This window comes from Nonomuraea sp. ATR24, from assembly GCF_041950485.1.
Taxonomy (GTDB): Bacteria; Actinomycetota; Actinomycetes; order Streptosporangiales; family Streptosporangiaceae; genus Nonomuraea; species Nonomuraea ceibae.
This window is the reverse complement of record NZ_JBGNUU010000020.1, coordinates 20,001-40,661: the sequence shown is the minus strand read 5'-3', so window position 1 is coordinate 40,661 and position 20,661 is coordinate 20,001. Positions and strand designations below refer to the sequence as shown.

17 protein-coding genes are annotated in these 20,661 nt (G+C 73.1%); 9 read left to right on the top strand and 8 right to left on the bottom strand.

Annotation, left to right across the window (positions count from 1 at the left end):
* Positions 1–48: 48 nt before the first annotated feature.
* Positions 49–732: a DUF4328 domain-containing protein gene (locus tag ACBI99_RS35685; protein ID WP_357590099.1), complete on the top strand. Its 684-nt coding sequence runs from the start codon at positions 49–51 to the stop codon at positions 730–732.
* Here the strand turns inward: ACBI99_RS35685 and ACBI99_RS35680 are convergent.
* From ACBI99_RS35680 to ACBI99_RS35670, 3 genes are all read right to left on the bottom strand, one after another.
* Positions 729–1,979: an extracellular solute-binding protein gene (locus tag ACBI99_RS35680; RefSeq protein WP_219503830.1), complete on the bottom strand. Its 1,251-nt coding sequence runs from the start codon at positions 1,977–1,979 to the stop codon at positions 729–731. The two genes, ACBI99_RS35685 and ACBI99_RS35680, sit on opposite strands and share 4 nt — an antisense overlap.
* Positions 1,980–2,000: 21 nt before the next feature.
* On the bottom strand, positions 2,001–3,878 hold the full coding sequence (locus tag ACBI99_RS35675; protein WP_375074480.1) for an ABC transporter permease subunit: 1,878 nt from the start codon (positions 3,876–3,878) through the stop codon (positions 2,001–2,003).
* A 165-nt stretch (positions 3,879–4,043) separates the two neighbouring features.
* The gene (locus ACBI99_RS35670) at positions 4,044–5,153 is read right to left on the bottom strand and encodes an ROK family transcriptional regulator (RefSeq protein ID WP_375074479.1); all 1,110 of its coding nucleotides are present in this window, start codon (positions 5,151–5,153) and stop codon (positions 4,044–4,046) included.
* A gap of 60 nt (positions 5,154–5,213) precedes the next feature.
* On the opposite strand from ACBI99_RS35670, the gene ACBI99_RS35665 reads away from it, so the two are divergent.
* Positions 5,214–6,344 (top strand): MFS transporter, encoded by a 1,131-nt coding sequence (locus ACBI99_RS35665; RefSeq protein ID WP_375074478.1) that lies wholly within the window; start codon positions 5,214–5,216, stop codon positions 6,342–6,344.
* Positions 6,341–7,972, top strand: coding sequence for a beta-N-acetylhexosaminidase (locus tag ACBI99_RS35660; RefSeq protein ID WP_219503819.1), 1,632 nt, complete (start codon positions 6,341–6,343; stop codon positions 7,970–7,972). Before ACBI99_RS35665 ends, ACBI99_RS35660 begins: the two co-directional genes overlap by 4 nt.
* An 85-nt stretch (positions 7,973–8,057) precedes the next feature.
* Here ACBI99_RS35660 and ACBI99_RS35655 read toward each other — a convergent pair whose 3' ends face one another.
* The 3 genes from ACBI99_RS35655 to ACBI99_RS35645 form a co-directional block, all read right to left on the bottom strand.
* A complete protein-coding gene (locus ACBI99_RS35655) occupies positions 8,058–8,585 on the bottom strand; it encodes a hypothetical protein (RefSeq protein WP_375074477.1) in 528 nt (175 codons plus the stop codon).
* Between the two features lie 125 nt (positions 8,586–8,710).
* Positions 8,711–12,286 (bottom strand): DNA polymerase III subunit alpha, encoded by a 3,576-nt coding sequence (locus ACBI99_RS35650; protein WP_375074476.1) that lies wholly within the window; start codon positions 12,284–12,286, stop codon positions 8,711–8,713.
* Positions 12,286–12,552 carry a DUF6504 family protein gene (locus ACBI99_RS35645; protein WP_219503810.1) on the bottom strand — a complete coding sequence of 89 codons (267 nt, stop codon included), beginning with the start codon at positions 12,550–12,552 and terminating at the stop codon, positions 12,286–12,288. Before ACBI99_RS35645 ends, ACBI99_RS35650 begins: the two co-directional genes overlap by 1 nt.
* 187 nt (positions 12,553–12,739) lie before the next feature.
* Between ACBI99_RS35645 and ACBI99_RS35640 the strand changes: the two genes are divergently transcribed.
* Positions 12,740–13,690: a hypothetical protein gene (locus tag ACBI99_RS35640; protein ID WP_375074475.1), complete on the top strand. Its 951-nt coding sequence runs from the start codon at positions 12,740–12,742 to the stop codon at positions 13,688–13,690.
* 6 nt (positions 13,691–13,696) lie between these two features.
* Positions 13,697–15,322: a serine/threonine-protein kinase gene (locus ACBI99_RS35635; RefSeq protein ID WP_308125706.1), complete on the top strand. Its 1,626-nt coding sequence runs from the start codon at positions 13,697–13,699 to the stop codon at positions 15,320–15,322.
* Positions 15,323–15,329: 7 nt separating this feature from the next.
* On the opposite strand, the gene ACBI99_RS35630 is transcribed toward ACBI99_RS35635, so the two are convergent.
* The gene (locus tag ACBI99_RS35630; protein ID WP_219503804.1) at positions 15,330–15,878 is read right to left on the bottom strand and encodes a TetR/AcrR family transcriptional regulator; all 549 of its coding nucleotides are present in this window, start codon (positions 15,876–15,878) and stop codon (positions 15,330–15,332) included.
* 158 nt (positions 15,879–16,036) lie between these two features.
* On the opposite strand from ACBI99_RS35630, the gene ACBI99_RS35625 reads away from it, so the two are divergent.
* Both ACBI99_RS35625 and ACBI99_RS35620 read left to right on the top strand, forming a co-directional pair.
* Positions 16,037–17,557: an ABC-F family ATP-binding cassette domain-containing protein gene (locus ACBI99_RS35625; RefSeq protein ID WP_375074474.1), complete on the top strand. Its 1,521-nt coding sequence runs from the start codon at positions 16,037–16,039 to the stop codon at positions 17,555–17,557.
* Positions 17,548–18,420 (top strand): virginiamycin B lyase, encoded by an 873-nt coding sequence (locus tag ACBI99_RS35620; protein ID WP_375074473.1) that lies wholly within the window; start codon positions 17,548–17,550, stop codon positions 18,418–18,420. The genes ACBI99_RS35625 and ACBI99_RS35620 overlap by 10 nt, the downstream gene beginning before the upstream one ends.
* 240 nt (positions 18,421–18,660) lie before the next feature.
* On the opposite strand, the gene ACBI99_RS35615 is transcribed toward ACBI99_RS35620, so the two are convergent.
* Positions 18,661–18,804 carry a DUF1330 domain-containing protein gene (locus ACBI99_RS35615; RefSeq protein WP_357590208.1) on the bottom strand — a complete coding sequence of 48 codons (144 nt, stop codon included), beginning with the start codon at positions 18,802–18,804 and terminating at the stop codon, positions 18,661–18,663.
* A gap of 113 nt (positions 18,805–18,917) precedes the next feature.
* On the opposite strand from ACBI99_RS35615, the gene ACBI99_RS35610 reads away from it, so the two are divergent.
* Both ACBI99_RS35610 and ACBI99_RS35605 read left to right on the top strand, forming a co-directional pair.
* Positions 18,918–19,865 (top strand): quinone oxidoreductase, encoded by a 948-nt coding sequence (locus ACBI99_RS35610; RefSeq protein WP_375074472.1) that lies wholly within the window; start codon positions 18,918–18,920, stop codon positions 19,863–19,865.
* Between the two features lie 69 nt (positions 19,866–19,934).
* The gene (locus ACBI99_RS35605) at positions 19,935–20,540 is read left to right on the top strand and encodes a LysE family translocator (protein WP_219503792.1); all 606 of its coding nucleotides are present in this window, start codon (positions 19,935–19,937) and stop codon (positions 20,538–20,540) included.
* The last annotated feature ends 121 nt before the right edge of the window (positions 20,541–20,661 follow it).

Sequence of the window (20,661 nt, the reverse complement as noted above, 5' to 3'; positions counted from 1 at the left end):
ATAGAAGTGAAGGCAGAACCTCAGCGCATGGCCCGGGGGGAGAACATCGTGCGCTTTGCCCAGGCACCGCCCGTCAAAGCGGCCAATGCCGTCTACCTCACGCTTGCCGCGCAGGTCGTCTCCTTGAGCGCTCTGGTCGTCTTCGAGCAGGTGCGCGGGCGCAGCCTCGCCGCCCAGCTCGCCGCGTACGGGGGCCGCCCGCAGGGGGCCGACGCCGAGGCCGTGGTCGGGGCGGTGACGGCGTTCGCGGTGCTGATGATGCTGGCCACGGGCGCGACCGTGGCGGCCGGGGCCGCCTACGTCACCTGGCTGGTGCGCGCCCGGCAGGTCAACGACCCGGCGGCGACGACCGGGCCGGTGGCCGCCGCGTGGCTGATCCCCGGCGTCAACCTGCTGGCCCCGGCGATGCTGGTGCACGAGGTGTGGCAGGGCGCCCGCCCGCCCGAGGGCGAGCGGTGGCGCTGGCTGGCGCTCGTGTCGGGCTGGTGGCTGAGCTGGCTGACGGCGCTGGCCCTGATCACGATCGTGCTGCCGCTGGACGCCGCCGAGGGCGACCTGACCGGCCTCGGCGTCCCGCAGCTCGCCTGCGCCGCGCTGGCCGCGCTGCTGTGCGCGGCCACCGTACGGCGGATCACCCGGGTCCAGCAGTCGGCCTGCGCGGAGCGTGAGGCTCCCGAGCCGGTGGCGGCGCTGGCGCCGTTCACGCCGCCGGGGCTCGGCAGCGCCACCTAGGAGCCTTCGGCGATCTTCTGCAGCTTGTCGAGGGTCGCGCGGGGGTCGCCGGTGGGGGCGAGGGCGTTGCCCAGGTCGGCCGCCATGGTGCCGCGCAGCTCGGCCCAGACCGGCTGCGACGTCGGGTCGAAGCGGGCCTTGGCCACCATGTCGACGTAGGGGCTGACCTTGGGGTCCTTCCGCATGGCCTCGGTGGCGGAGGCGGTGGTCGGCAGCAGGCCCTCGACCTTCAGATACTTGGTGTAGTTGTCGACCTGGTAGAAGTAGTCGAGGAACTCGCGGACGAGCTGCTGGTTGCCGTCCTTCTTGAAGGCCATCAGATAGTCCTGGATGCCGTGCGTGGCGGGCTCGGCGCCGTGGTTGGTGGGGTGCGTGGTGGCGCCGTAGTCGATCTTCGCCTGGTCGACCTGCTCCAGGAAGGCGCGGGTGCCGAAGGAGGCGTAGACCATGCCGACCTTGCCCTGGGCGAACAGCGGCCAGGTGCCGTCGGGCCGGTTGGTCTGGCCGGGGTTCGGCTGGGTGTAGCCCTCCTGCGCGAGCGACTTGAGGAACTGCAGCGCCTCGACGCTGCGCTCGCCGTTGACGGTCCACTTGCCGTCGGTGCGCCAGTCGCCGCCGTTGGCGCGCACCCAGGTGCCGAGCTCGTAGTCGCCGGCCTCGGCGCCGAGCGCCAGCGCGTAGGGCACGTAGCCGCCGGGCAGCGCCTTGATCGCCTTCGCGGCGGCGCGGAACTCGTCCCAGGTGGCCGGGGGCTTGTCGTAGCCGGCCTCCTTGAGGATCTTCTTGTTGTAGTACATGCCGTTGACGGTGGCGACGAACGGCAGTCCGTACTGGGCGCCGTCGTAGGAGGCGTTCTCGGCGAAGGACGGCAGGAAGTCCGACAGCACCTCCTTGGAGACGACCTCGTCGGCGCGGTAGAGCAGCCCGGCCTCGGCGTAGTCGGCGAAGACGTTGATGTTGAGCACGTCGGGGAACTGCTTGGTCTGCACCATGGTGTTGACCTGGCTCTGCAGGTTGCCCCAGTCGATGACCTGGAGGTCGACGTTCTTGCCGGGGTGCGCGGTCTCGAAGGACTTGATCAGCTCGTCCCAGTAGGGCCGGGTGCCCTCGGTGTACTGCGCGACGACCAGTTTGATCGACTGCTGGTCGCCGCCGCCACCGCCCGAGCCGCCGCCGCACGCCGCCGTCGTGAGGACGAGGCCGGCCAGCGCGGCCAGGGCGCCAAGTCGTGATCTTCTTCTGGTCATGTCACGCCAGTCCTTCTCTAGTCACTTGGTGCTGCCTGCGGTCAGGCCGCTCACCAGATGCTTCTCGATGAGCGCGAAGAGGATCACCGCGGGCACGATCGCCATGAGGGCCGCGGCGAACAGGTACTGATAGTTGGTCTCGTACAGGCCGATGAACTGCTGGACGCCGACGGTGAGCGGCACGCGGCCGGTGGCCGGGTCGTTGAAGAGGGTCAGCGCGATGACGAACTCGTTCCACACCTGGATGAACGTGAAGATCATCACGGTGACGAGGCCGGGGGCGGCCAGCGGGAGGATCATCCGCACCATGATCCGGAACCGGCCGAGGCCGTCCATCATCGCCGCCTCGTCGATCTCCACGGGGATCGAGCTGAAGTGCGCGTGCAGGATCCACACGGCGAAGGCCAGGTTGAAGGCGGAGTTGATGGCGATGATCACGCCGTAGCTGTTGATCCCGTCGACGAACAGCGCCTGCTGGTAGAGGCCGATGAGCAGCGCGACCGCGGGGAACATCTGCGTCACGAGGATCACGCCGAGGAACGCCGTACGCCCCCGGAACCTGGAGCGTGCCAGCACGTACGCGGCCGGCGCGGCGACCACGAGCACGAGCGCGGTGGAGACGAGTGCGACGGTCAGGCTGACGCGGAAGTAGTCGGCCAGCGGGATCTTGTTCCACACGTCGGCGTAGTTGGACCAGGCCCAGGTCCCGGGCAGGTAGTCGGCGGGGACGGCGAACAGCTCGGCGTCGGTCTTGAGCGAGCCCGACAGCATCGCGGCGTAGGGCGCGAGGAAGAACAGCGCCACGGCGAACCCCACGACCGGCAGGACGACGGGCCGCACGCGCCGCCAGGCCCGGCCCGCCCGGACCAGCGCGGGACTGCTCCGCCTGATCCGCACGGGACGCGCCACGGCGACGGCCGCCCCAGTGGACGCAGCTGTGGACGGAGCTGCGACCTTCGTGGAGCGCTCCTCGGTCGTCGCGGGGTTGCGGTGGGGCCGCAGCACCAGCACGAAGAGCAGGATGAGCAGCAGCAGGAAGACGACGTTGAGCACGCCGAGCGCCGCCGCCTCGCCGGAGTCGAGCTGGGCGGTGAACGCGATCTTGTACAGCCAGGTGACGGTGGTGTCGGCGTGGTTGCCCGACGTCTTGCCCATGATCACCCAGATCACGGTGAACGCGTTGAAGACGTGCAGCATGTTGAGGATCAGCGCGATCATCAGCGAGGGCCGCAGGATCGGCAGCGTCACCCGGCGCCAGGTCGCCCACGCCCCGGCCCCGTCGATCTTCGCGGCCTCCAGCACGTCGTGCGGCACCGTCTGCAGTCCCGACAGCAGCACGTACGTGGTGAACGGCATCGAGGTGATGATGCCGACCGCCATGACGGAGTAGAGGGCGGTGGCGGGGTCCTTGTACCAGTCGACCGGGGCGGAGATGATCGACAGGTCCATGAGCAGCCGGTTGAGCAGCCCGTTGCCGCCCTCGTAGATGAAGCGCCACACGGTCGCGGTCATCACCAGCGAGGTCGCCCAGGGCACCAGCAGCGCGAGCCGGACGAACCTGCGGCCGAAGAACTCCTTGGACAGGAACTGCGCCAGCCCGAGCGAGAGCAGCACGGTCAGGCCGACGACGATGACCAGCCACAGCAGCGTGTTGCCGACGACGGTGCCGAGCGCGTCCTCGGCCAGGAGCCTGGCGTAGTTGTCGAACCCGGCGAAGCCCCTGACCAGCCCGATCCGGCTGATGTCCAGGAAGGACATGTAGACCATGTAGAGGGCCGGGAAGAGGACGACGCACGCGATGAGGACCGTGCTCGGGGTGAGCCAGCGCCAGGGGACGGTGCGATGCCACAGGTCGGCCGTTCGCTGCATCAGGCCGGCGCCCTCGGTGCGGCTCCTCATCTCACAGGACCTTTCGTCGACAGTGGGCGCAATGGTGTTCCACCATTTTGAGCAATGTCAAGCGATTGGCCGCAAATTCAAGCATCTTCAAGCAACGCCGCGCATGTACCGCTCACTGTCGCGAATCGGGCGCCAGGCATCGAACATGCCTGGTCAGCCCGCTCGTCAGGTCGTCAGGCCGAACGTCTGCCGGTGCAGCCGCTCCAGGGCGATGACCACGGCGCCGCGCAGCACCGGGTCGCCCTCCACGGTGCCGGCGGCGACCTGGGTGGGCAGCGGGGTGGCCTCCCGGAGCCGCTCCTCGACCCGGGCGGCCAGCGCGGGCCCGCCCGCCCGGCCGATCTCGCCGGCCAGCACCACGAAGCCGGGGTCGAGGACGGCGCAGACGCCCTGGGCGGCGACCGTGACCCGCTCGGCCAGCTCGTCCAGGAACCGCGGGGCGGCCTGCCGCACGGCCTCGACCGCGTCGCCGGCGGGCAGCCCGTGCCGCGCGGCCAGCGCACGGACGGCAGGCCCGTCGACGAGCTGGTTCAGCCTGCCGCCGCCGACGCCGGTCGGGGCGTAGGCGAGCTCGCCCGCCCCGCCGGACCTGCCCCGGTGCAGGCGGCCGTCCAGGATCACCGCCCCGCCCAGCCCCTCTCCGAGCGACAGCAGCGCGAACGTGTCGTGCCCGCGGGCCGCGCCCAGCCGGTGCTCGGCCAGGCCGACCAGGTTGACCTCGTTCTCCACCAGGACGGGCACGCCGAGCCGGGCACGCAGGCCGGGCAGCAGATTGGAGTGCCAGGTGGGCAGCGCCTGGATGTAGGCGACGTCGCCGCTGACCGGGTCCACCACGCCGAGCGTGCCGATGACGACGCCGTCGAGGCCGCCGATCCGGGCGTCGGCCAGCGCCGCCGTGATGGCGTCGTAGACGAGCCTGTCGGGCTCGGCGGCCGGGTCCTGGGGCAGCTCGGCGGTGCCGAGCTGGTGTCCGGTGACGTCGTTGACCGAGACGAGGATGCGGTCGGGGCGCACCTCCACGCCCGCCACGTGCGCCCGGTCGGCGACCACGCCGTAGAGCAGCGCGTTGGGGCCGCGCCTGCGGGTCTGCGCCTGACCGGCCTGGGAGATCAGGCCCGACTCCACCATGCGGTCGACCAGCTCGGCGACCGTCGCCCTGGACAGGCCCGTGCGCTGCTGCAGCTCCGCCCGGGACAGCGGGCCGTGGGACAGCAGCACCTCGTACGCCATCCGGTCGTTGATCAGTCGCGCGGTGTGCGGAGAGGCGGTGTGCATGGCGACTGTGTATCACACGGCCTCTTTCTTTCTGGATCCCATCCTGTTAATTTGCCGGGTATGCCCCTGTCGCTGTTCTTCTTCCTGGACGGCGTCGTCTTCGCCACCTGGGTGGTGCGCATCCCCTCCATCAAGGACCACCTGGGCGTCACCACCGGCGGCCTCGGCGTCGCGCTCATGTGCATGTCCATCGGCACCGGCCTGGCCATGACCGTGAGCGGGCGGCTGTGCGCGCGGTTCGGCACCCGGCCGGTCGTCCTGGCCGCGATCACCATGCTCAGCCTGGCCGTGCCGCTGATCGCGCTGCCCGGCACGATCGTGGCGCTGTGCGTGACGCTCGCGGGCACCGGGCTCTGCTACGGGGTGCTCAACATCGGGCTGAACAGCGCCGCCGTCGAGGCCGAACAGGCCACGGAACGGCCGGTCATGTCGATGCTGCACGGGCTGTGGAGCGCGGGCGGCCTCGCGGGGGCGCTGCTCGGCGGCCTGCTGGCCACCCTGCTCACCACCCTGCAGCACTTCCTGCTGGTGTCGGCCCTCGTCCTCACCTGCACCGCCGTGCTCGCCCGGCCGCTGCTGCGCGGGCGGCTGCCCGCCGTGCGGCCCGTGCGGCCCGCGCGGGGCGGGCGCGGCGGGTTCGGCCTGGCCCTGGCCCTGTGCGGGGCGCTGGCCGGGTGCGCGGCCTTCGGCGAGGGCGCCGTGGCCGACTGGAGCGTGCTCCACCTGCGCGACGACCTGCACGCGGAGGCGAGCCTGGCGGCCTTCGGCTTCTCGGCCTACTCCGTGGCGATCGCGTTCGCCCGGCTGACGGGCAGCCACCTGGTGCGCCGGCACGGCCCGACGGCCGTGCTCGTCACCGGCGCGCTGCTGGCGCTGGGCGGCATCCTCGCCGCCTCCTGGACGGGCTCGGTCGCGGTGGCGTTCGCCGGGTTCGTCGCGGTCGGGCTCGGGCTGGCGAACGTGTTCCCGCTGGCCATCGCGCAGGCCGGGGCGCTCGGCGGGCCCTCGGGCGTGAGCCTGGCCTCCACCATCGGGCACACGGGGATGCTCGGCGGGCCGCCGCTGATCGGCTTCCTCGCCGAGCAGATCGGGCTGGCGGGCGCGCTCAGCGCCGTCGCCGTCACCTCGGGCGCCATCGTGCCCCTCGCTCTCTATTTCCGCACCGGAAGCTCACGAAAGGCACTGACATGACCGATCCGTACCGGACGTTGCTGCCCGCTCCCCGTCGTGCGGCCGGCTCCGGGGGCACGTTCGCCCTCGGCGCCGTGCACGGCGAGCCCGCTTTGGTCGAGGCGGTCCAGTCGCTGCTCGGGCCGCTGCCCGTGGCCGCCGGGCCCGAGGGCGCGCTGTCCGTGCGCCTGGAGGCGGGCCGGCCCGAGTCCTACCGGCTGCGCGTCTCGGCCGGCGGCGCCGAGATCGTGGCCGCGGACCTCGCCGGGGTACGGCACGCCGTGCAGACGCTCAGGCAGTTGCGCGGCCCTGACGCGTACCGGGTCGCCGGGCGGGCGGGCGGCGTGGTGCCGTGCGGCGAGGTCGAGGACGAGCCCGCGCTGGGCTGGCGCGGCGGCATGCTGGACGTCGCCCGGCATTTCATGACCAAGCACACGTTGCTGCGCTATGTCGACCTGCTGGCCATGCACCGGATGAACCGCCTCCACCTGCACCTGACCGACGACCAGGGCTGGCGCATCGAGAGCAGGAAATATCCGGAGATCAACAGGCTGGCCACACACCGCCCCGAGACCATGTCCGGCCACCACCACGGGCCGACGACCTTCGACGGCACCCCGCACGGCGGCTACTACACCCTCGACGACCTGGCCGAGGTGGCCGCCTACGCCGCCGAGCGCGGGATCGTCGTCGTCCCCGAGATTGACCTGCCCGGCCACGCCTCCGCGCTGCTGACCGCCTTCCCCGAGCTGGGCACCGGCACCCGCGAGGTGCTGCGCGGCTGGGGCATCTCGGCCGGGGTCCTCAAGCCGGTCCCCGCCGCGGTCAAGCTGGTGTGCGAGCTCCTCGACGAGCTGCTCACCGCCATCGACACCCCGTACGTGCACCTGGGCGGCGACGAGTGCGTCACCTCCGACTGGCCGGGCGACCCGGAGGTGGCCGCGCACATGGCGGCGATCGGCGCCAGGACGCCGGGCGACCTGCACGGCTGGTTCCTGCGCGAGGTCGGCGCCTACCTGGCCGGGCGCGGCAAGCGCATGGTGGTGTGGGACGAGGCGTTCCAGACGGGCGGCGTGCTGCCCGACACGATCGTGATGTGCTGGCGCGGCGACGCCATCTCCCGGGAGGCCGCCGCCGCCGGGCACGACGTGGTCCGCGCGTCCACGTACCCGACCTACCTCGACTACGACCAGTCCGACCGGCCCGACGAGCCGCTGGCCATCGGCGGGCCGATCACGCTGGAGGACGCGGCGGCGTTCGCGCCGCTGCCCGCGTCGTGGACGGACGAGGAGCGGGCCAGGGTGCTCGGCGGGCAGTTCCAGGCGTGGAGCGAGTACATCCCGCACGAGCGGCACCTGGACTACATGGTGTTCCCCCGGGCCTGCGCCATCGCCGAAGCGGTCTGGTCGGGCGCGCCGGTCGGCTACGCGTCGCTGGTCGAGCGGCTGAGCGGGGGGCATCTGGCCCGGCTGGACGCGGCGGGCTGCGAGTACCGGCCGCTGGAGGGGCCGCGACCCTGGCAGATGGGCGGCACCGGGGCGCGTGCCCACTCCTCGGAGGTGCGCACCACCCGGGAGCACTGGCAGGAGTGGGCCGCCCGGCTGCCCGACTCCGGCGTGGTCGCGGAGCCCACCGCCCACAGCGCCTGAGCACCGCACCCGCCTGAGCACCACCCGCGCTTGAACGCGACGCCGCCCACCCCGGAGGAGACCGGGGTGGGCGGCGGGGGCGCGGCTATCGGAGCCAGGGAGTGCGGCGCACGACCGGCAGCCCGCCCAGGCCGAACGTGGTCCCGGCGTCGGCCAGCGCCAGCCCGGCCAGCACGACGGCGTAGATCAGGTGGTCGTCCAGGAACGGGTTGGTGGCCAGCGGCAGCGCCGCCGCCCACATCAGCACGAGCAGCAGGCCGCCGGTGACCGCGGCGACCCGCAGCCCGACGCCCAGCACGAGCGCGCCGCCGATCCCGAGCAGACCGGCCATGAACAGCCAGTCGACCCACGCCTGACCGGCAAGGCCGGCGAAGAAGCCGCCGAGCGCGTTCTCCCCGGCCCCCTTCAGGAACCCGGTCGTCGGGCTCCCTCCCGCGATCCACGCCTTGTCCGCCGGGGTGGCGAGCCCCCAGCCGAACGTCTTGTCCAGGAAGGCCCAGAGGAAGATCCAGCCGAGCGCGATCCGGGCGGCCGCCCAGACGTGGTCGGCCGGGCGGCGGGCGCCGGCGGTGACGGTGTGACGCCTGACGGGCTGCTGCACATGGACGGCCATGACGGGCACCTCTCTGCGTGGATCGCTGTCGTCACGTCCCATCACATCGGCTCCGGCCCGCGCCCGGCAGTGCCGCAAGGCCCGCCGTCGAAGGACTTCGGTCCCTGTTGGACCTCGGTCCCCGTTCACGCCGCCGTGGGCCCGGAGCTGCCCGGGCTGGTGTGCCAGAGGCGACGCGGCGGCTCGGTGATCGCCGGGCCGAGGTCGGAGTAGGGCGACAGCCTGAACCCGTTGGCGTACTCGATCGCCCGCCCGCCGACGCCGCCCCGCTCCTCCGGGGTCTCGGCGATGACCGCCCGGACCGCGTCGAGCCCGCGCGAGCGCCAGACGGCGTCGAGGTCCACCAGGTTCCAGCAGTCGACCGCGCGCATGGAGACGGCCCGGGCGCCGGTGCGCCTGACCACCCCCCGCACGACCATGAGCCACGACCCGAACACCGTCGAGGCGCACCTGCCCTGCACCGACTCGAAGAAGGTCAGGTCGACCGGCCCCGTCGAGTCGTCCAGCGTGACGAAGACGATGCGCTGGCCGGAGCGGATGGCGGGCGTCTGGGTGGCGACCTTGACCCCCGCCACCAGCACCTCGGCGCCGTTGCGCAGCGTGAGCAGGTCCTTGGCGCGCACCACGCCGAGGCCGTCGAGCAGCTCGTCGTGGAAGCTGATGACGTGGCGGCTGACGTCCATGCCGAGGATCTCCAGCTCGGCCTCGACCATCTCCGTCTCGGTCATCTCGGGCAGTTCGCCGGGCGGGATGTGCTCGGCGAACCCGAGCGGGAGCTGCACGGCGGCCAGGTGGCGTTCGGGGGCGGCCTGGCGGGGCGTGTAGCGCTTGGTGGCGCGCGGCCCGGACCGCACGCCGTGGGCCGAGGTCCGCTCCAGCACGCCGACCTGGGCGATCAGGTCGCGCCTGGTGAGCTCGCCGGGCTTCCAGCGGGGGCCGCCGGGGCGCAGGCCGTGCAGCGCGTCCAGGCCGCCGACCTGGACGATCCGCTCCAGCGTCGGCCTGGACGGGCGGGCCCGGTCCCAGAAGTCGGCGAGCGAGGTGTACGGCTGGCCCTCGACCATGCGCGCCACCTCGGCCTCACTCACCCCCTTGACCGCCGAGAACGGCACGCGCAGCGCGTAGCCCTTGCCGATCTCCTCGATCCTGAAGTCGCGCCGCCGCCGGGGCGGCTCGTCGCTCCCGGCCAGGTCGGCGGGGTCGACGCGGAGCTGGAGTCGTTCGACCCGCCAGTCCTTGGCCGACTTGTTCACGTCCAGCGGCAGGATCCGCACCCCGCACTGGCGCGCCTCGTCGATGAGGACGCGCGGCGGGTACATGCCGGGGTCGTGCGTCAGCACCCCGGCGAAGAACGCGGCGGCGTGGTGCCGTTTGAGCCAGGCCGACTGGTAGGTGGGCAGCGCGAACGCCGCCGCGTGCGCCTTGCAGAACCCGAACCCGCCGAACGCGTCGAGCACCTTCCAGGCGCGTTCCACGGCGCCGTCGTCGAACCCGTTCGCCTTGGCCAGCGGCACGAAGTGGCGGCGCACCCGGTCGCGGCCCTCGGGCGTGCCGAGCGTGCGCCGCAGCGCCTCGGCGTAGGACAGGTCCCTGCCCGTCATCACCTGGATGATCTTCAGCACCTGCTCGTGGAAGACCACCACGCCGTGCGTCTCCTTCAGCGCCTCGCGCAGCTTCTCGTGCGGATAGTACGGTCTGCGCCATCCGTGCCTGGCCTCCAGGTACGGGGTGACCATGTCGGAGTTGACCGGTCCCGGCCTGAACAGGGAGATGTCCACGATCAGGTCGTGCATCCTGCGCGGCTCCAGCTTGGCGACCAGCTCGCGCTGTCCCGGCGACTCGATCTGGAAGCAGCCGAGGGTCCGGCCCGCGCAGATCATGTCGTACGTCTCCTGGTCGTCGTGCGGGACGTACTGGACGCCGGGCTCGTCGCCGCTCTGCGTGTCGAGCTCGACGACGACGTCGTCCACCCGCTTGATCTCGCCGAGCGCGTACGCGAGCGCCGACTGCATCCGCACGCCGAGCACGTCGAGCTTGAGCAGCCCGGCCTCCTCCACGTCGTCCTTGTCGAACTGCGACATGGGGAACTCCAGCAGGCTGCGCTCCACGGGCGTGCGGTCGCGCAGGCCGGAGTTGCCGACGAGCACCCCGCACGGGTGCAGCGCGATGTGCCGGGGCAGCCCGTCGAGCTTCTCGGCCAGCCGGAACACCCGGTCCAGGCCGGCCTCGCCGAGGCGGCTGTCGCGCAGCTCCGGCAGGTCGCGCAGGGAGGCGGTGATCTGCATGGCCCTGATGTGCGGGAACGCCTTGGCGATGGCGTCGATCTCGTGCGGCGGCAGCCCCATGGCCCCGGCCACGTCGCGGATCGCGCTGCGCGCCCGGTAGGTCTCCATCATGGACACGCAGGCCACCCGCGACTCGCCGTAGCGGTCGAAGATCGCCTTGTAGCAGTCGAGGCGGCGGGCGGACTCGACGTCCACGTCGATGTCGGGCAGCCCGACGCGGCCCTCCGACAGGAAGCGCTCCATGAGCAGGCCGTGGTCGAGCGGGTTCACCTCGCCGATGCCGATGAGGTAGTTGACCAGGCTGCCGGCGCCGGAGCCGCGGATGGCGCAGCGCACGCCCATCTCGCGGATCATGTCGGTGATGCCGGCGACCGCGATGAAGTAACCGGACAGGCGCTTCTTCTCGATGATGTGCAGCTCGGCCGCCAGCCGCTCCCGCGCCTCCCTCGACCTGTCCAGCCCGCGATCGGCCAGCCCGTCCTCCACCCGGTGGCGCAGCAGCGGCACCGGGTCGCGGCCGATCTCCGGCAGGTGCAGGTCCGGCGGGCTCTTGCGGAGCGCGAGCAGCTCGGCCGCCTCCATCGCGCACGCCTCGGCGACCTGCCGGGTGGCGCGCAGCAGCCGGGTGACGCGGTCCTGGTCGCCGCCGCAGATCTTGGCGGCCACCTGCAGCATCTCCTTGCCGCTCTTGAGATAGGCGTGCGAGGTGGTGCGTTCCAGGTGGCGCGGGTGCAGCGGGACGAGCTGGCGGGCCGCGTCGAGCACGTCGCCCACCTGGTGGTCGGCCGGGTCCAGGTAGCGCGCCGCGTTGCTCAGCACCGCGGGCACCCCGGCCGACTCGGCCAGCGCGAGCATCCGCAGCGCCGTCGTGGCGTCGCCGAACCCGTACTGGTCGACCACCTCGACCACCACGCCGGGCAGCGCGTCGCGCCAGAGCGCGAGCAGCGCGCGGGCGCGGTCGTCGCGCCGCTCGGCCACCGCCCGGCCCACGTCGGAGCGCGGCCCGAGCAGCACCACCAGCCCGCCGTCGGCGCCGTCGTGCTCGCCGATCAGCTCCCGGCTCACCCGGGGGTCGCCGCGCTCGCCCGTGTAATGGGCGGCCGTGACCAGCCGCGCCAGCCGCGACCAGCCGTGCGAGCGCGCCAGCACGGTCACCCGGTCCTGCGCCCCCGGGCCGGTCCGCGGCCGCCGCTCCCCCGTCGGGGCGAGCGCCAGGTTCGCCCCGAAGACCGGGGAGATCCCGGCGTCCGCGCACGCCTGCGCGTGCTTGACCGCCCCGTACAGCCCGTCGCGGTCGGTCAGCGCGAGGATGTCCATCCCGTGCTCGGCGGCCCGCGCCACCAGCGCCTTCGGGAACGCGGTGCCGTAGCGCATCGAGTACGCGGAGCTCACGTTGAGGTGCGGGAACGGCGCCATCAGTCCCACGCCCGCAGCAGCAGCCAGCCGTTGCTAGCGGTGTCGAACCTCAGCTCGTACGAGCCGACCTCGCGGCCGGGGCTGGCCTCGACCCGCCAGAACCGGCGCTCGCCGGGGTCGCCCTCGCCGGTCTTCCACCACTCGCGCGCCACGACCCAGTGGTCGAGCACGCGCCTGACGAGATAGAGACGATCGCGCCAGACGAACTGGGTCGGCTCCCCGTCCCGGGTCCACACCTCTATCGGATCGCCATAGAGTCTGCTCAAGACGCTTCTCCCCGCGGCTCTCGTTCTTCCTGCTGAGCCACCCGGGGGAAGGCGGGCGCTTACGAATCGAACATATGTTCTCACGCCCCCTCAACGCAAGTCGCGGCGGCGTTCTCCCCCGCGCGGGGGACTCGCCTGGCCCCGGGCGGGGATCCGCGGGCCGCGCCGCCGCAGCAGGATCGGCGTCATGGACAGCACACGACCCGACCGGCTCACCGCGTTCGCGCTGGCGCTGGCGCTCCTGTACGGGGCGCTGCGCACGTACTGGCAGCTGGGGCACATGCCGGAGCGGCTCTCGCCGGTCGGACCCGACCTGGTGGTGTTCACCGGGTGGTGGGCCGTCGCGCTGTGCGCGGCGGCGGCGCTGCTCCTGGCCGCCATGCTCGCGGCCGACCCGCCGAGGCCGGTGCGGGCGGCGCTGCCGGTGGCGTCGTGGGCCGTGGGGGCCGCGCTGATCGTGGCGGGGGCGCTGCTGCTGCTCGACGTCGTCGGCGGCGTCCTGCCCGGCCTCGGGATCTCCTTCCACCCGCTGGGCGCGCTGAGCAAGGCCGCCTGCGTGACCACGGGGGCGCTGCTGCTGCGGGCCGCGTTCCGCTACCGGCGGCGGACCGGCCGGCACGCCCTGCCCTCGCTGGCCTCGACGCCCTGGTGGGCCTACGCGGCCGCCTACACCGCCGTGGCCGGCTGCGCGATCAGGGTCGCGGCGCAGGCCGTCGTGGGGTTCGGGGAGACGCCTCTTGAGGACGGCTGGATGATGCCGGTGTTCGAGGCCGGCTTCCTGCTGGGCGGAACGCTGCTGCCGCTGGCGCTGGTGCACCGGTGGGGGCGGATCTGGCCGCGCTGGGTCCCCGGGCTGGCCGGGCGGCGGGTGCCCAGGCCGCTGGTGCTGTGGCCGGGCGCGGGCGTGTCGGCCGGGCTGGTGGCCTACTTCGGCGCGGGGCTCGGGCAGATGGTGTCCGAGCGGCTGAACGGGCGCAACCCCTTCCCGCCTCAGGACGGGCTCGCGCTGCCCGAGGCGTTCTTCTGGGTGTCGGTCCCCGCGTACCTGGTGTGGGGCGCCGGGATGGCGGTGGCGGCGATCTCGTACGCGCTCCGTACCCGCGACACTGCGCGTGAGGGGCACCTGTCGGTAAGCTGACCCGCCGTGAGCGGTGATTCCTCCCACATCGGGCGCTACAGACTGCTGAACGTGCTGGGCAGGGGTGGGATGGGCACGGTCCATCTCGCCGAGGACCCCTCCGGGCAACAGGTCGCCATCAAGGTGATCAACCCGGAATTCAGCCAGCACGAGCAGTTCCGCATGCGCTTCCGCAGGGAGGCGGACGCGGCGCAGCGGGTGCGCCGCTTCTGCACCGCGGCGGTGCTGGAGGCGGCGCTCGACGGCGGCCAGCTCTACGTCGTCACCGAGTACGTGCCCGGCCCCAACCTGGAGCAGGCCGTCCAGCAGTCCGGCCCGCTGCGCGGCTCCAGCCTCGACGCGCTGGCCGTCAGCGTCGCCACCGCGCTCACCGCCATCCACGCGGCCGGGGTGGTGCACCGCGACCTCAAGCCGTCCAACGTGCTGCTCTCCCCCGTCGGCCCGCGCGTGATCGACTTCGGCATCGCGCGGGCGCTCGACACCCTCGGCGGCGTCACCGGCACCGGCGAGCTGATCGGCACCCCCCGCTACATGGCGCCCGAGGTCCTGCGCGGCGACCCCGTCTCGCCGGCGTGCGACGTGTTCTCCTGGGGCTGCCTGATCGCGTACGCGGCGAGCGGCCGCTCACCGTTCGGCGGCGAGACGCTGCCGGCCATCGTCTACCAGGTGCTCAACACCGAGCCGAACCTCGACGACGTCGAGCCCGGCCTGCGCGAGCTCGTGCGGGCCGCCCTGCACAAGGACCCCGCCCAGCGGCCTACCGCCCAGCAGCTCCTCGACCACCTCGTCGGCCGGGCCGCCGGGCCCGAGCAGGTGGCCCAGACCGTCCAGGTCGCCTGGCAGCGCGCCACCACGCCGCTGACCGCCGCCGGCGGCCCCCCGCCGGGCCCGCCGCGGCGGGGCCGCCTCTACGCCGGGATCGCGGCGGCCGTGGCCGTCGCCGCCGGGCTCGGGATCGCCGGCTGGGTCGCCCTCTCCTCCGGCGGGCCGCCCGAGCTGGGCGTCCTGCACCGCGAGGACTTCACGCAGACCTCCGGCGGCTGGTCCGGCACCTACGACGCCGAGGACGAGGCCAGCTTCGGCTACCGCACCGACGGCACTTATGGGCTCGACGTCGAGCAGGGCGACGAGGAGAACTGGGCCGAGGCCGCCGTCCCCTTCCTGACCGAGACGCCCACCGCCGCCCCCGAGCCGTCCGCCACGCCCACCCCGATGCTGCCCGAGACCGTCCTCGTGGCCGTCAGCGCCGAGGTCGAGCACATCACCGGGAGCGGCGTCTACGGCGTCTACTGCCACGCGGCCGAGGACGGCACCTACTACGAGTTCGGCCTCGACACCGCCGGCACCGCCCGGATCAGGCGCATCTGGGACGGCTCCGGCGGCACCCTCGCCCAGGGCGAGGCCGGCAAGCCGGAGGGCAAGGTCCGCATCGAGGCCGCCTGCGAGCAGACGGGCAAGACGGTGCGGCTGTCCATGTGGGTGAACGGCGACCGCGTCGTGCAGGCCGACGACCCCAACGGCATCGCCAACGGCCCGGTCGGGCTGTTCGCCCGCGTCCCCAAGGACGGCGAGTCCCTGCTGAAGACCACCTGGGACGACTTCGAGCTGCGGGGCGCCCGGCAGCAGCCGTGACCCGCGCTCAGAGCACCCCCGCGCGGGCCGCCGCCAGGGCGGCGTCGGCGGCGCGGTCGGCGTCGTCCCGCGTCACCGGCTCGTGGGCGACGAACAGCCGGTAGTAGATCGGCGCGACCGCCACTCTGATCACCTCGCGCACGTCCACCGTGTCCGGCAGCTCGCCGCGCTCGACCGCCCGCCGCACCACCTGGGACGACTGCTCGTGGCGCGACTCGAAGAAGTCGTGCAGGGCGCGGGCCGCCTCGGGACTCTGCATGGCCGCCGCCACGAACGCCGACGACACCGGCCCCAGCTCCGGGTCGTCGAACCCGCTCTGCACCAGCCTGGCGACGCCGCGCAGGTCGCCCTCGACGCTGCCGGTGTCGGGAATGGGCCACGGCTCGGTGCGGGCCAGCTCCAGCGCGTCGGAGACCAGCCCTTCGACGCTGCCCCAGCGCCGGTAGACGGTGGTCTTGTGCACGCCCGAGCGCTCGGCGACGTTCTCCACGGTGAGACCGCGGAAGCCGTGCTCGGCGAGCTCGGCGAGGGTGGCCTGGCGCACGGCGTCGCGCACCCTGGCGCTCCGCCCTCCCGGACGTTTGCTCGTCTCCAAAGACTACTCCAGTTGCGTTTGTCGGGCAGGCTGTGGCAAGCTAAAGCTACCTCAGTTGCGATTGGAGCTCCATCCTGACCATCCTCCGAGACGTTTCCAAGACGTACGGCCTGCACCGGGTGCTGGCCGGCGTGTCGATGGCCGTGCGGCCGGGCGAGCGCCTGGGCATCGTCGGCGAGAACGGATCCGGCAAGTCCACGCTGCTCCGCCTCCTGGCGGGGGTCGAGCGGCCCGACGAGGGCGAGGCCGTCCCGCCCGCCGACGCGGGCTACCTCGGCCAGACGCTCGACCTGCCGCCCGACCACACGGTGCGGCAGGCGATCGACGCCGCCCTGGCCGGCCTGCGGGCCATCGAGCGCCGGATGCGCGAGCTGGAGTCCGACCTCACCCCCGACCGGATGGAGGAGTACGGGGAGCTCGCGACCGCGTTCGAGACCCGGGGCGGCTACGAGGCCGACGCCCGGGTGGACAAGTCGCTGCACGGGCTCGGCCTGACCCATGTCGGGCGCGACCGGGTGCTGTCCAGCCTGTCCGGCGGGGAGCAGGCCCGGCTCGGCCTGGCCTGCCTGCTGGCCGCCTCCCCCGAGGCGCTGCTGCTCGACGAGCCGACCAACCACCTCGACGAGTCGGCGCTGACCTGGCTCGAAGAGCGGCTGCGCGACCACCGCGGCACCGTCGTCGCCGTCTCGCACGACCGGGCCTTCCTCGACCGGGTGGCGACCTCGGTGCTGGAGGTCGAGTCGGGCGGCGTGACGCGCTTCGGCGGCGGCTACTCGGGGTTCCTGGAGGCCAAGGCCGCCGCCCGCGCCCGGCAGGAGCAGGCCCACGCGGCCTGGCGTGACGAGGTCCGCCAGGTGCGCGAGCACGCCGCCACCACCGCCCACCGCGTCGCCGCCGGGCGGGCGATGCGCGACAACAACAAGATGGCCTACGACCGCAACGCCGGCCGCGTGCAGAGCTCGATCGCCAGCCGCGTCCGCAACGCGCAGGAGCGCCTGCGCAGGCTGGAGGCCGACCCGGTGCCGCCGCCGCCCCGGCCGCTCCGCTTCCGCGGCTCCTTCGCCCAGTCCCCCCGCTCCGGCCAGGCGCCGGAGGAGGTCGGGCGCGTGCTCGCCGAGGTGCGCGACGTACGGGTGGGCGACCGTCTGGTCGTCGAGCGGTTCAGCGTCGCGGCCGGTGACCGGGTGCTGATCCGCGGGGCCAACGGCGCGGGCAAGTCCACGCTGCTCCACGCCGTCGCCGAGCAGGCGCGCGGGTCCGTCGGCCTGCTCCCGCAGGAGGTCGCCTACGATCCGGCGCTGCCAGTGCTGGACGCCTACGGGCACGGCCCCCGCCACGAGCGCCGGGCGGCGCTGCTGGCCACCGGGCTGTTCCGGCCCGAGACGCTCGACCTGCGGGTGGGGGCGCTGTCCGTCGGGCAGCGGCGCCGGCTCGCGCTGGCCACGCTGCTGGCCGGCGAGCACGACCTGCTGCTGCTCGACGAGCCCACCAACCACCTGTCGCTGACGCTGGTGGAAGAGCTGGAGCAGGCACTCGACCACTACCGGGGCGCGCTCGTCGTCGTGTCCCACGACCGCACGCTGTGCCGCCGCTGGCGGGGCGCCACGCTGGAGATATCGGGGGAACTCGCATGCACGTAACCAAGATCACCGCAGGTGCCCCCTACGGCATCGCGACCGGGGCCGACGGCGCGCTGTGGTTCACGCTCGTCCACGAGGGCCGCATCGGCAGGCTGCTCCCCGGCGGTGAGCCGGTGATCCACCAGCTCACCCCGGCCGACGGCGGGCCCACCGTCATCACGCCCGGGCCGGGCGGGGAGGCGATGTGGTTCACCGAGTTCCAGGGCGGCCGCGTCGGGCGGATCTCCCCGACCGGCGAGGTCACCTCGTACGAGGCCGACTCGCCCTACGGCATCGTGGCCGGACCCGACGGGGCCATGTGGTTCACCTCGATGCGCTCCGACACGATCGGCCGGATCGCGCCCACCGGCGAGATCACCGAGTTCCCGATCCCGGTGCCGGGAGGCATGCCCTCGGGCATCGCCGCCGGTGCCGACGGCGCGCTCTGGTTCACCCTCAACCAGGGCAACGCCGTCGGCCGGATCACCACCGGGGGCGAGGTGACCGTCCACCCCCTGCCCACGGAGGGCGCCGCCCCGGTCCACATCACCCCCGGCCCCGACGGGGCGCTCTGGTTCGCCGAGATCGGCGCCGGCCAGATCGGGCGCATCGACGTCACAGGCAAGATCGACGAGTTCCCGCTCCCCGACCGCGCCTCCCGCCCGCACGCCATCGTCACCGGTCCCGACGGGGCGCTCTGGTTCACCCTCTGGGCGACCGGCCGCCTGGGCCGCATCACCACCACCGGGGCGGTGGACGAGCACCTCCTCCCCGCCACCCCCGACACCCCCGCCGAGCCGCACGGCCTCACCCTGGGGCCCGACGGCGCCATCTGGACGGCCCTCGAATCCGGCGCCCTCGCCCGCATGGAACCTCCGGCCTGACGACCCCCGGGGCACCGGTGCGCCGGGGGCACCGGGTGTGCGGGTACGGCGTGTGCGCAACCGGCACCCGCCGTACCGGCCGTCCCATGACCGGCGCACGCGAGGTCCCGTCCTCCGCGACCGAGCTCCCGCTCTCCGATCCGGCCGCTCCGAGCTTGCGGGAGGCGTACTGCATCACGCTGGCCGCACCAGCGAAAGCCGAGATGGTGGATCTTCAGTGATGAGCCGGCCGGACCTCGGTCAGTCGAGGCCTTCGATGATGCGGAAGTCGCGCTCGAAGCCGTCGGGGAGTTCGGCCAGCGCCTTCTGGTAGACCGCGCTCGCGCGTGCGGCGACCGCCTGTTCGAAGCTGTCGAACTCGATCAGGACGACGCGCTCGGCGATTCCAGCTCCGTATGCGTCGACTGGGCGCAGGGGTTGGGCAGGTTCTGGGGGCGGATTCGCTGGAGGGGTGGGGCGGTGCGGGGGGAAGGGCGTGGGCGGGGTTGACTAGGGGCATGCGTGCCATCGTGATCGCCGCCCAGGGCGGCCCAGAGGTTCTCGAGTACGTCGAGCGTCCGGATCCGGAGCCCGGTGCGGGGGAGGTGGTGGTGGATGTCGCCGCGAGCGGCGTGAACTTCATCGACATCTACCACCGCTCCGGCCTGTACCCGCTTCAGCTGCCCAGCGGGATCGGGTCGGAGGGCGCAGGGGTGGTGTCGGCCGTCGGGTCCGGGGTGGACGGGGTGGCCGTGGGCGACACCGTGGCGTGGGCCGGGGTGATGGGGTCCTACGCGGAGAAGGCCGTGGTCGCGGCGGACCGGGTGGTGCCGGTGCCGGACGGGGTGCCGGCCGAGCTGGCGGCGGCCGTGATGCTCCAGGGCATGACGGCTCATTACCTGACGCACTCGACGCACGAGGTGAAGCCGGGCGACACGATGCTGGTGCACGCGGCGGCCGGCGGGGTGGGGCTGCTGCTGACGCAGCTGGCGAAGCTGCGGGGGGCGCGGGTGCTGGCGACGGCGTCGACGGAGGCGAAGGCGAAGCTGGCCCGCGAGGCGGGGGCGGACGAGGTCCGGCAGTACGACGACTTCGCGCAGGCGTGGCGCGGCGAGGTCGACGTGGTCTACGACGGGGTGGGCGCCGCGACGTTCGACGCGGGGCTGGAGGTGCTGCGGAGGCGCGGGCTGATGGTGCTGTACGGGGCGGCGAGCGGGCCGGTGCCGCCGGTGGATCCGCAGCGGCTCAACCGGGCGGGTTCGGTGTTCCTGACGCGGCCGACGATGGTGGATTACGTGGCGGAGCGGGAGGAGCTGCTGTGGCGGGCGCGTGACCTGTTCGGCTGGATCGCCTCGGGCGAGCTGAAGGTGACGGTGTCGGGGCGTTATCCGCTGGCGGAGGCGGGGCGGGCGCAGGAGGATCTGGCGGCCCGCCGCACCACGGGGAAGCTGCTCCTCATCCCCTGACGCGACCGGCCCTCGCCCTCATCTCTTCAGGGGGAGTCTCCCCACACGAAATCCCTTACTGTGACCCGCATGGACATAGCGGGATTCGCCTTAGTTGTCGCGCTGTTGACCGTCACGCCGGGGCTGGACACGGCGCTCATCCTGCGGACGTCGCTGCTGGCCGGGCGGCGTCCGGCGTGGGGGGTGGCGCTGGGAGTCCAGCTCGGGGTGCTGGTGTGGGGGCTGGTGTCGGTCGCCGGGCTGTCCACGCTGCTGGCGGCCTCGCAGTTCGCCTACGACGTGCTGCGCTGGGCGGGGGCGGCGTACCTGGTGTGGATGGGGCTGCGCCTGCTGTTCGTCAGGAAGGACGCGCACGTGGAGGCGCCGGCCGAGCGGGAGGTGAGGTTCCGCACCGGGTTCCGGCGCGGGCTGGTCACGAACCTGCTCAATCCCAAGGTGGGCGCCTTCTACGTGGCGATGCTGCCGCAGTTCCTGCCGTCGGACCAGGCGGACGCGGCGTCGGGCCTGCTGCTGGCGGGGGTGCACGTGGCGGAGGGGCTGGTGTGGAGCGGGGTGCTGATCGCGTTCGCGGCCGTGATGGGCGGGCTGCTGCGCGCCCCGGCCGTGCGCCGGCTGCTGGACCGCGTCACGGGGGTGGTCATCGTGGGGTTCGGCGTACGGCTCGCGGTGGAGTGATCACATCTGGTACGCGGTGGTCCAGAAGTCGCGGTGCAGCCGGGGCGTCGCGGCGGAGTCCATCGCGGCCTGGGTGAGCAGCCTCCCTCGAACACGGGCGGCCTGCTGTACTTGCCGCCTT

Coding starts and splice junctions, on each gene's coding strand:
- ACBI99_RS35605 (WP_219503792.1), top strand. CDS start 19,935: ATGGACATAGCGGGATTCGCCTTAGTTGTCGCGCTGTTGACCGTCACG.
- ACBI99_RS35675 (WP_375074480.1), bottom strand. CDS start 3,878: ATGAGGAGCCGCACCGAGGGCGCCGGCCTGATGCAGCGAACGGCCGAC.
- ACBI99_RS35620 (WP_375074473.1), top strand. CDS start 17,548: ATGCACGTAACCAAGATCACCGCAGGTGCCCCCTACGGCATCGCGACC.
- ACBI99_RS35670 (WP_375074479.1), bottom strand. CDS start 5,153: ATGCACACCGCCTCTCCGCACACCGCGCGACTGATCAACGACCGGATG.
- ACBI99_RS35610 (WP_375074472.1), top strand. CDS start 18,918: ATGCGTGCCATCGTGATCGCCGCCCAGGGCGGCCCAGAGGTTCTCGAG.
- ACBI99_RS35640 (WP_375074475.1), top strand. CDS start 12,740: ATGGACAGCACACGACCCGACCGGCTCACCGCGTTCGCGCTGGCGCTG.
- ACBI99_RS35680 (WP_219503830.1), bottom strand. CDS start 1,979: ATGACCAGAAGAAGATCACGACTTGGCGCCCTGGCCGCGCTGGCCGGC.
- ACBI99_RS35665 (WP_375074478.1), top strand. CDS start 5,214: ATGCCCCTGTCGCTGTTCTTCTTCCTGGACGGCGTCGTCTTCGCCACC.
- ACBI99_RS35660 (WP_219503819.1), top strand. CDS start 6,341: ATGACCGATCCGTACCGGACGTTGCTGCCCGCTCCCCGTCGTGCGGCC.
- ACBI99_RS35655 (WP_375074477.1), bottom strand. CDS start 8,585: ATGGCCGTCCATGTGCAGCAGCCCGTCAGGCGTCACACCGTCACCGCC.
- ACBI99_RS35650 (WP_375074476.1), bottom strand. CDS start 12,286: ATGGCGCCGTTCCCGCACCTCAACGTGAGCTCCGCGTACTCGATGCGC.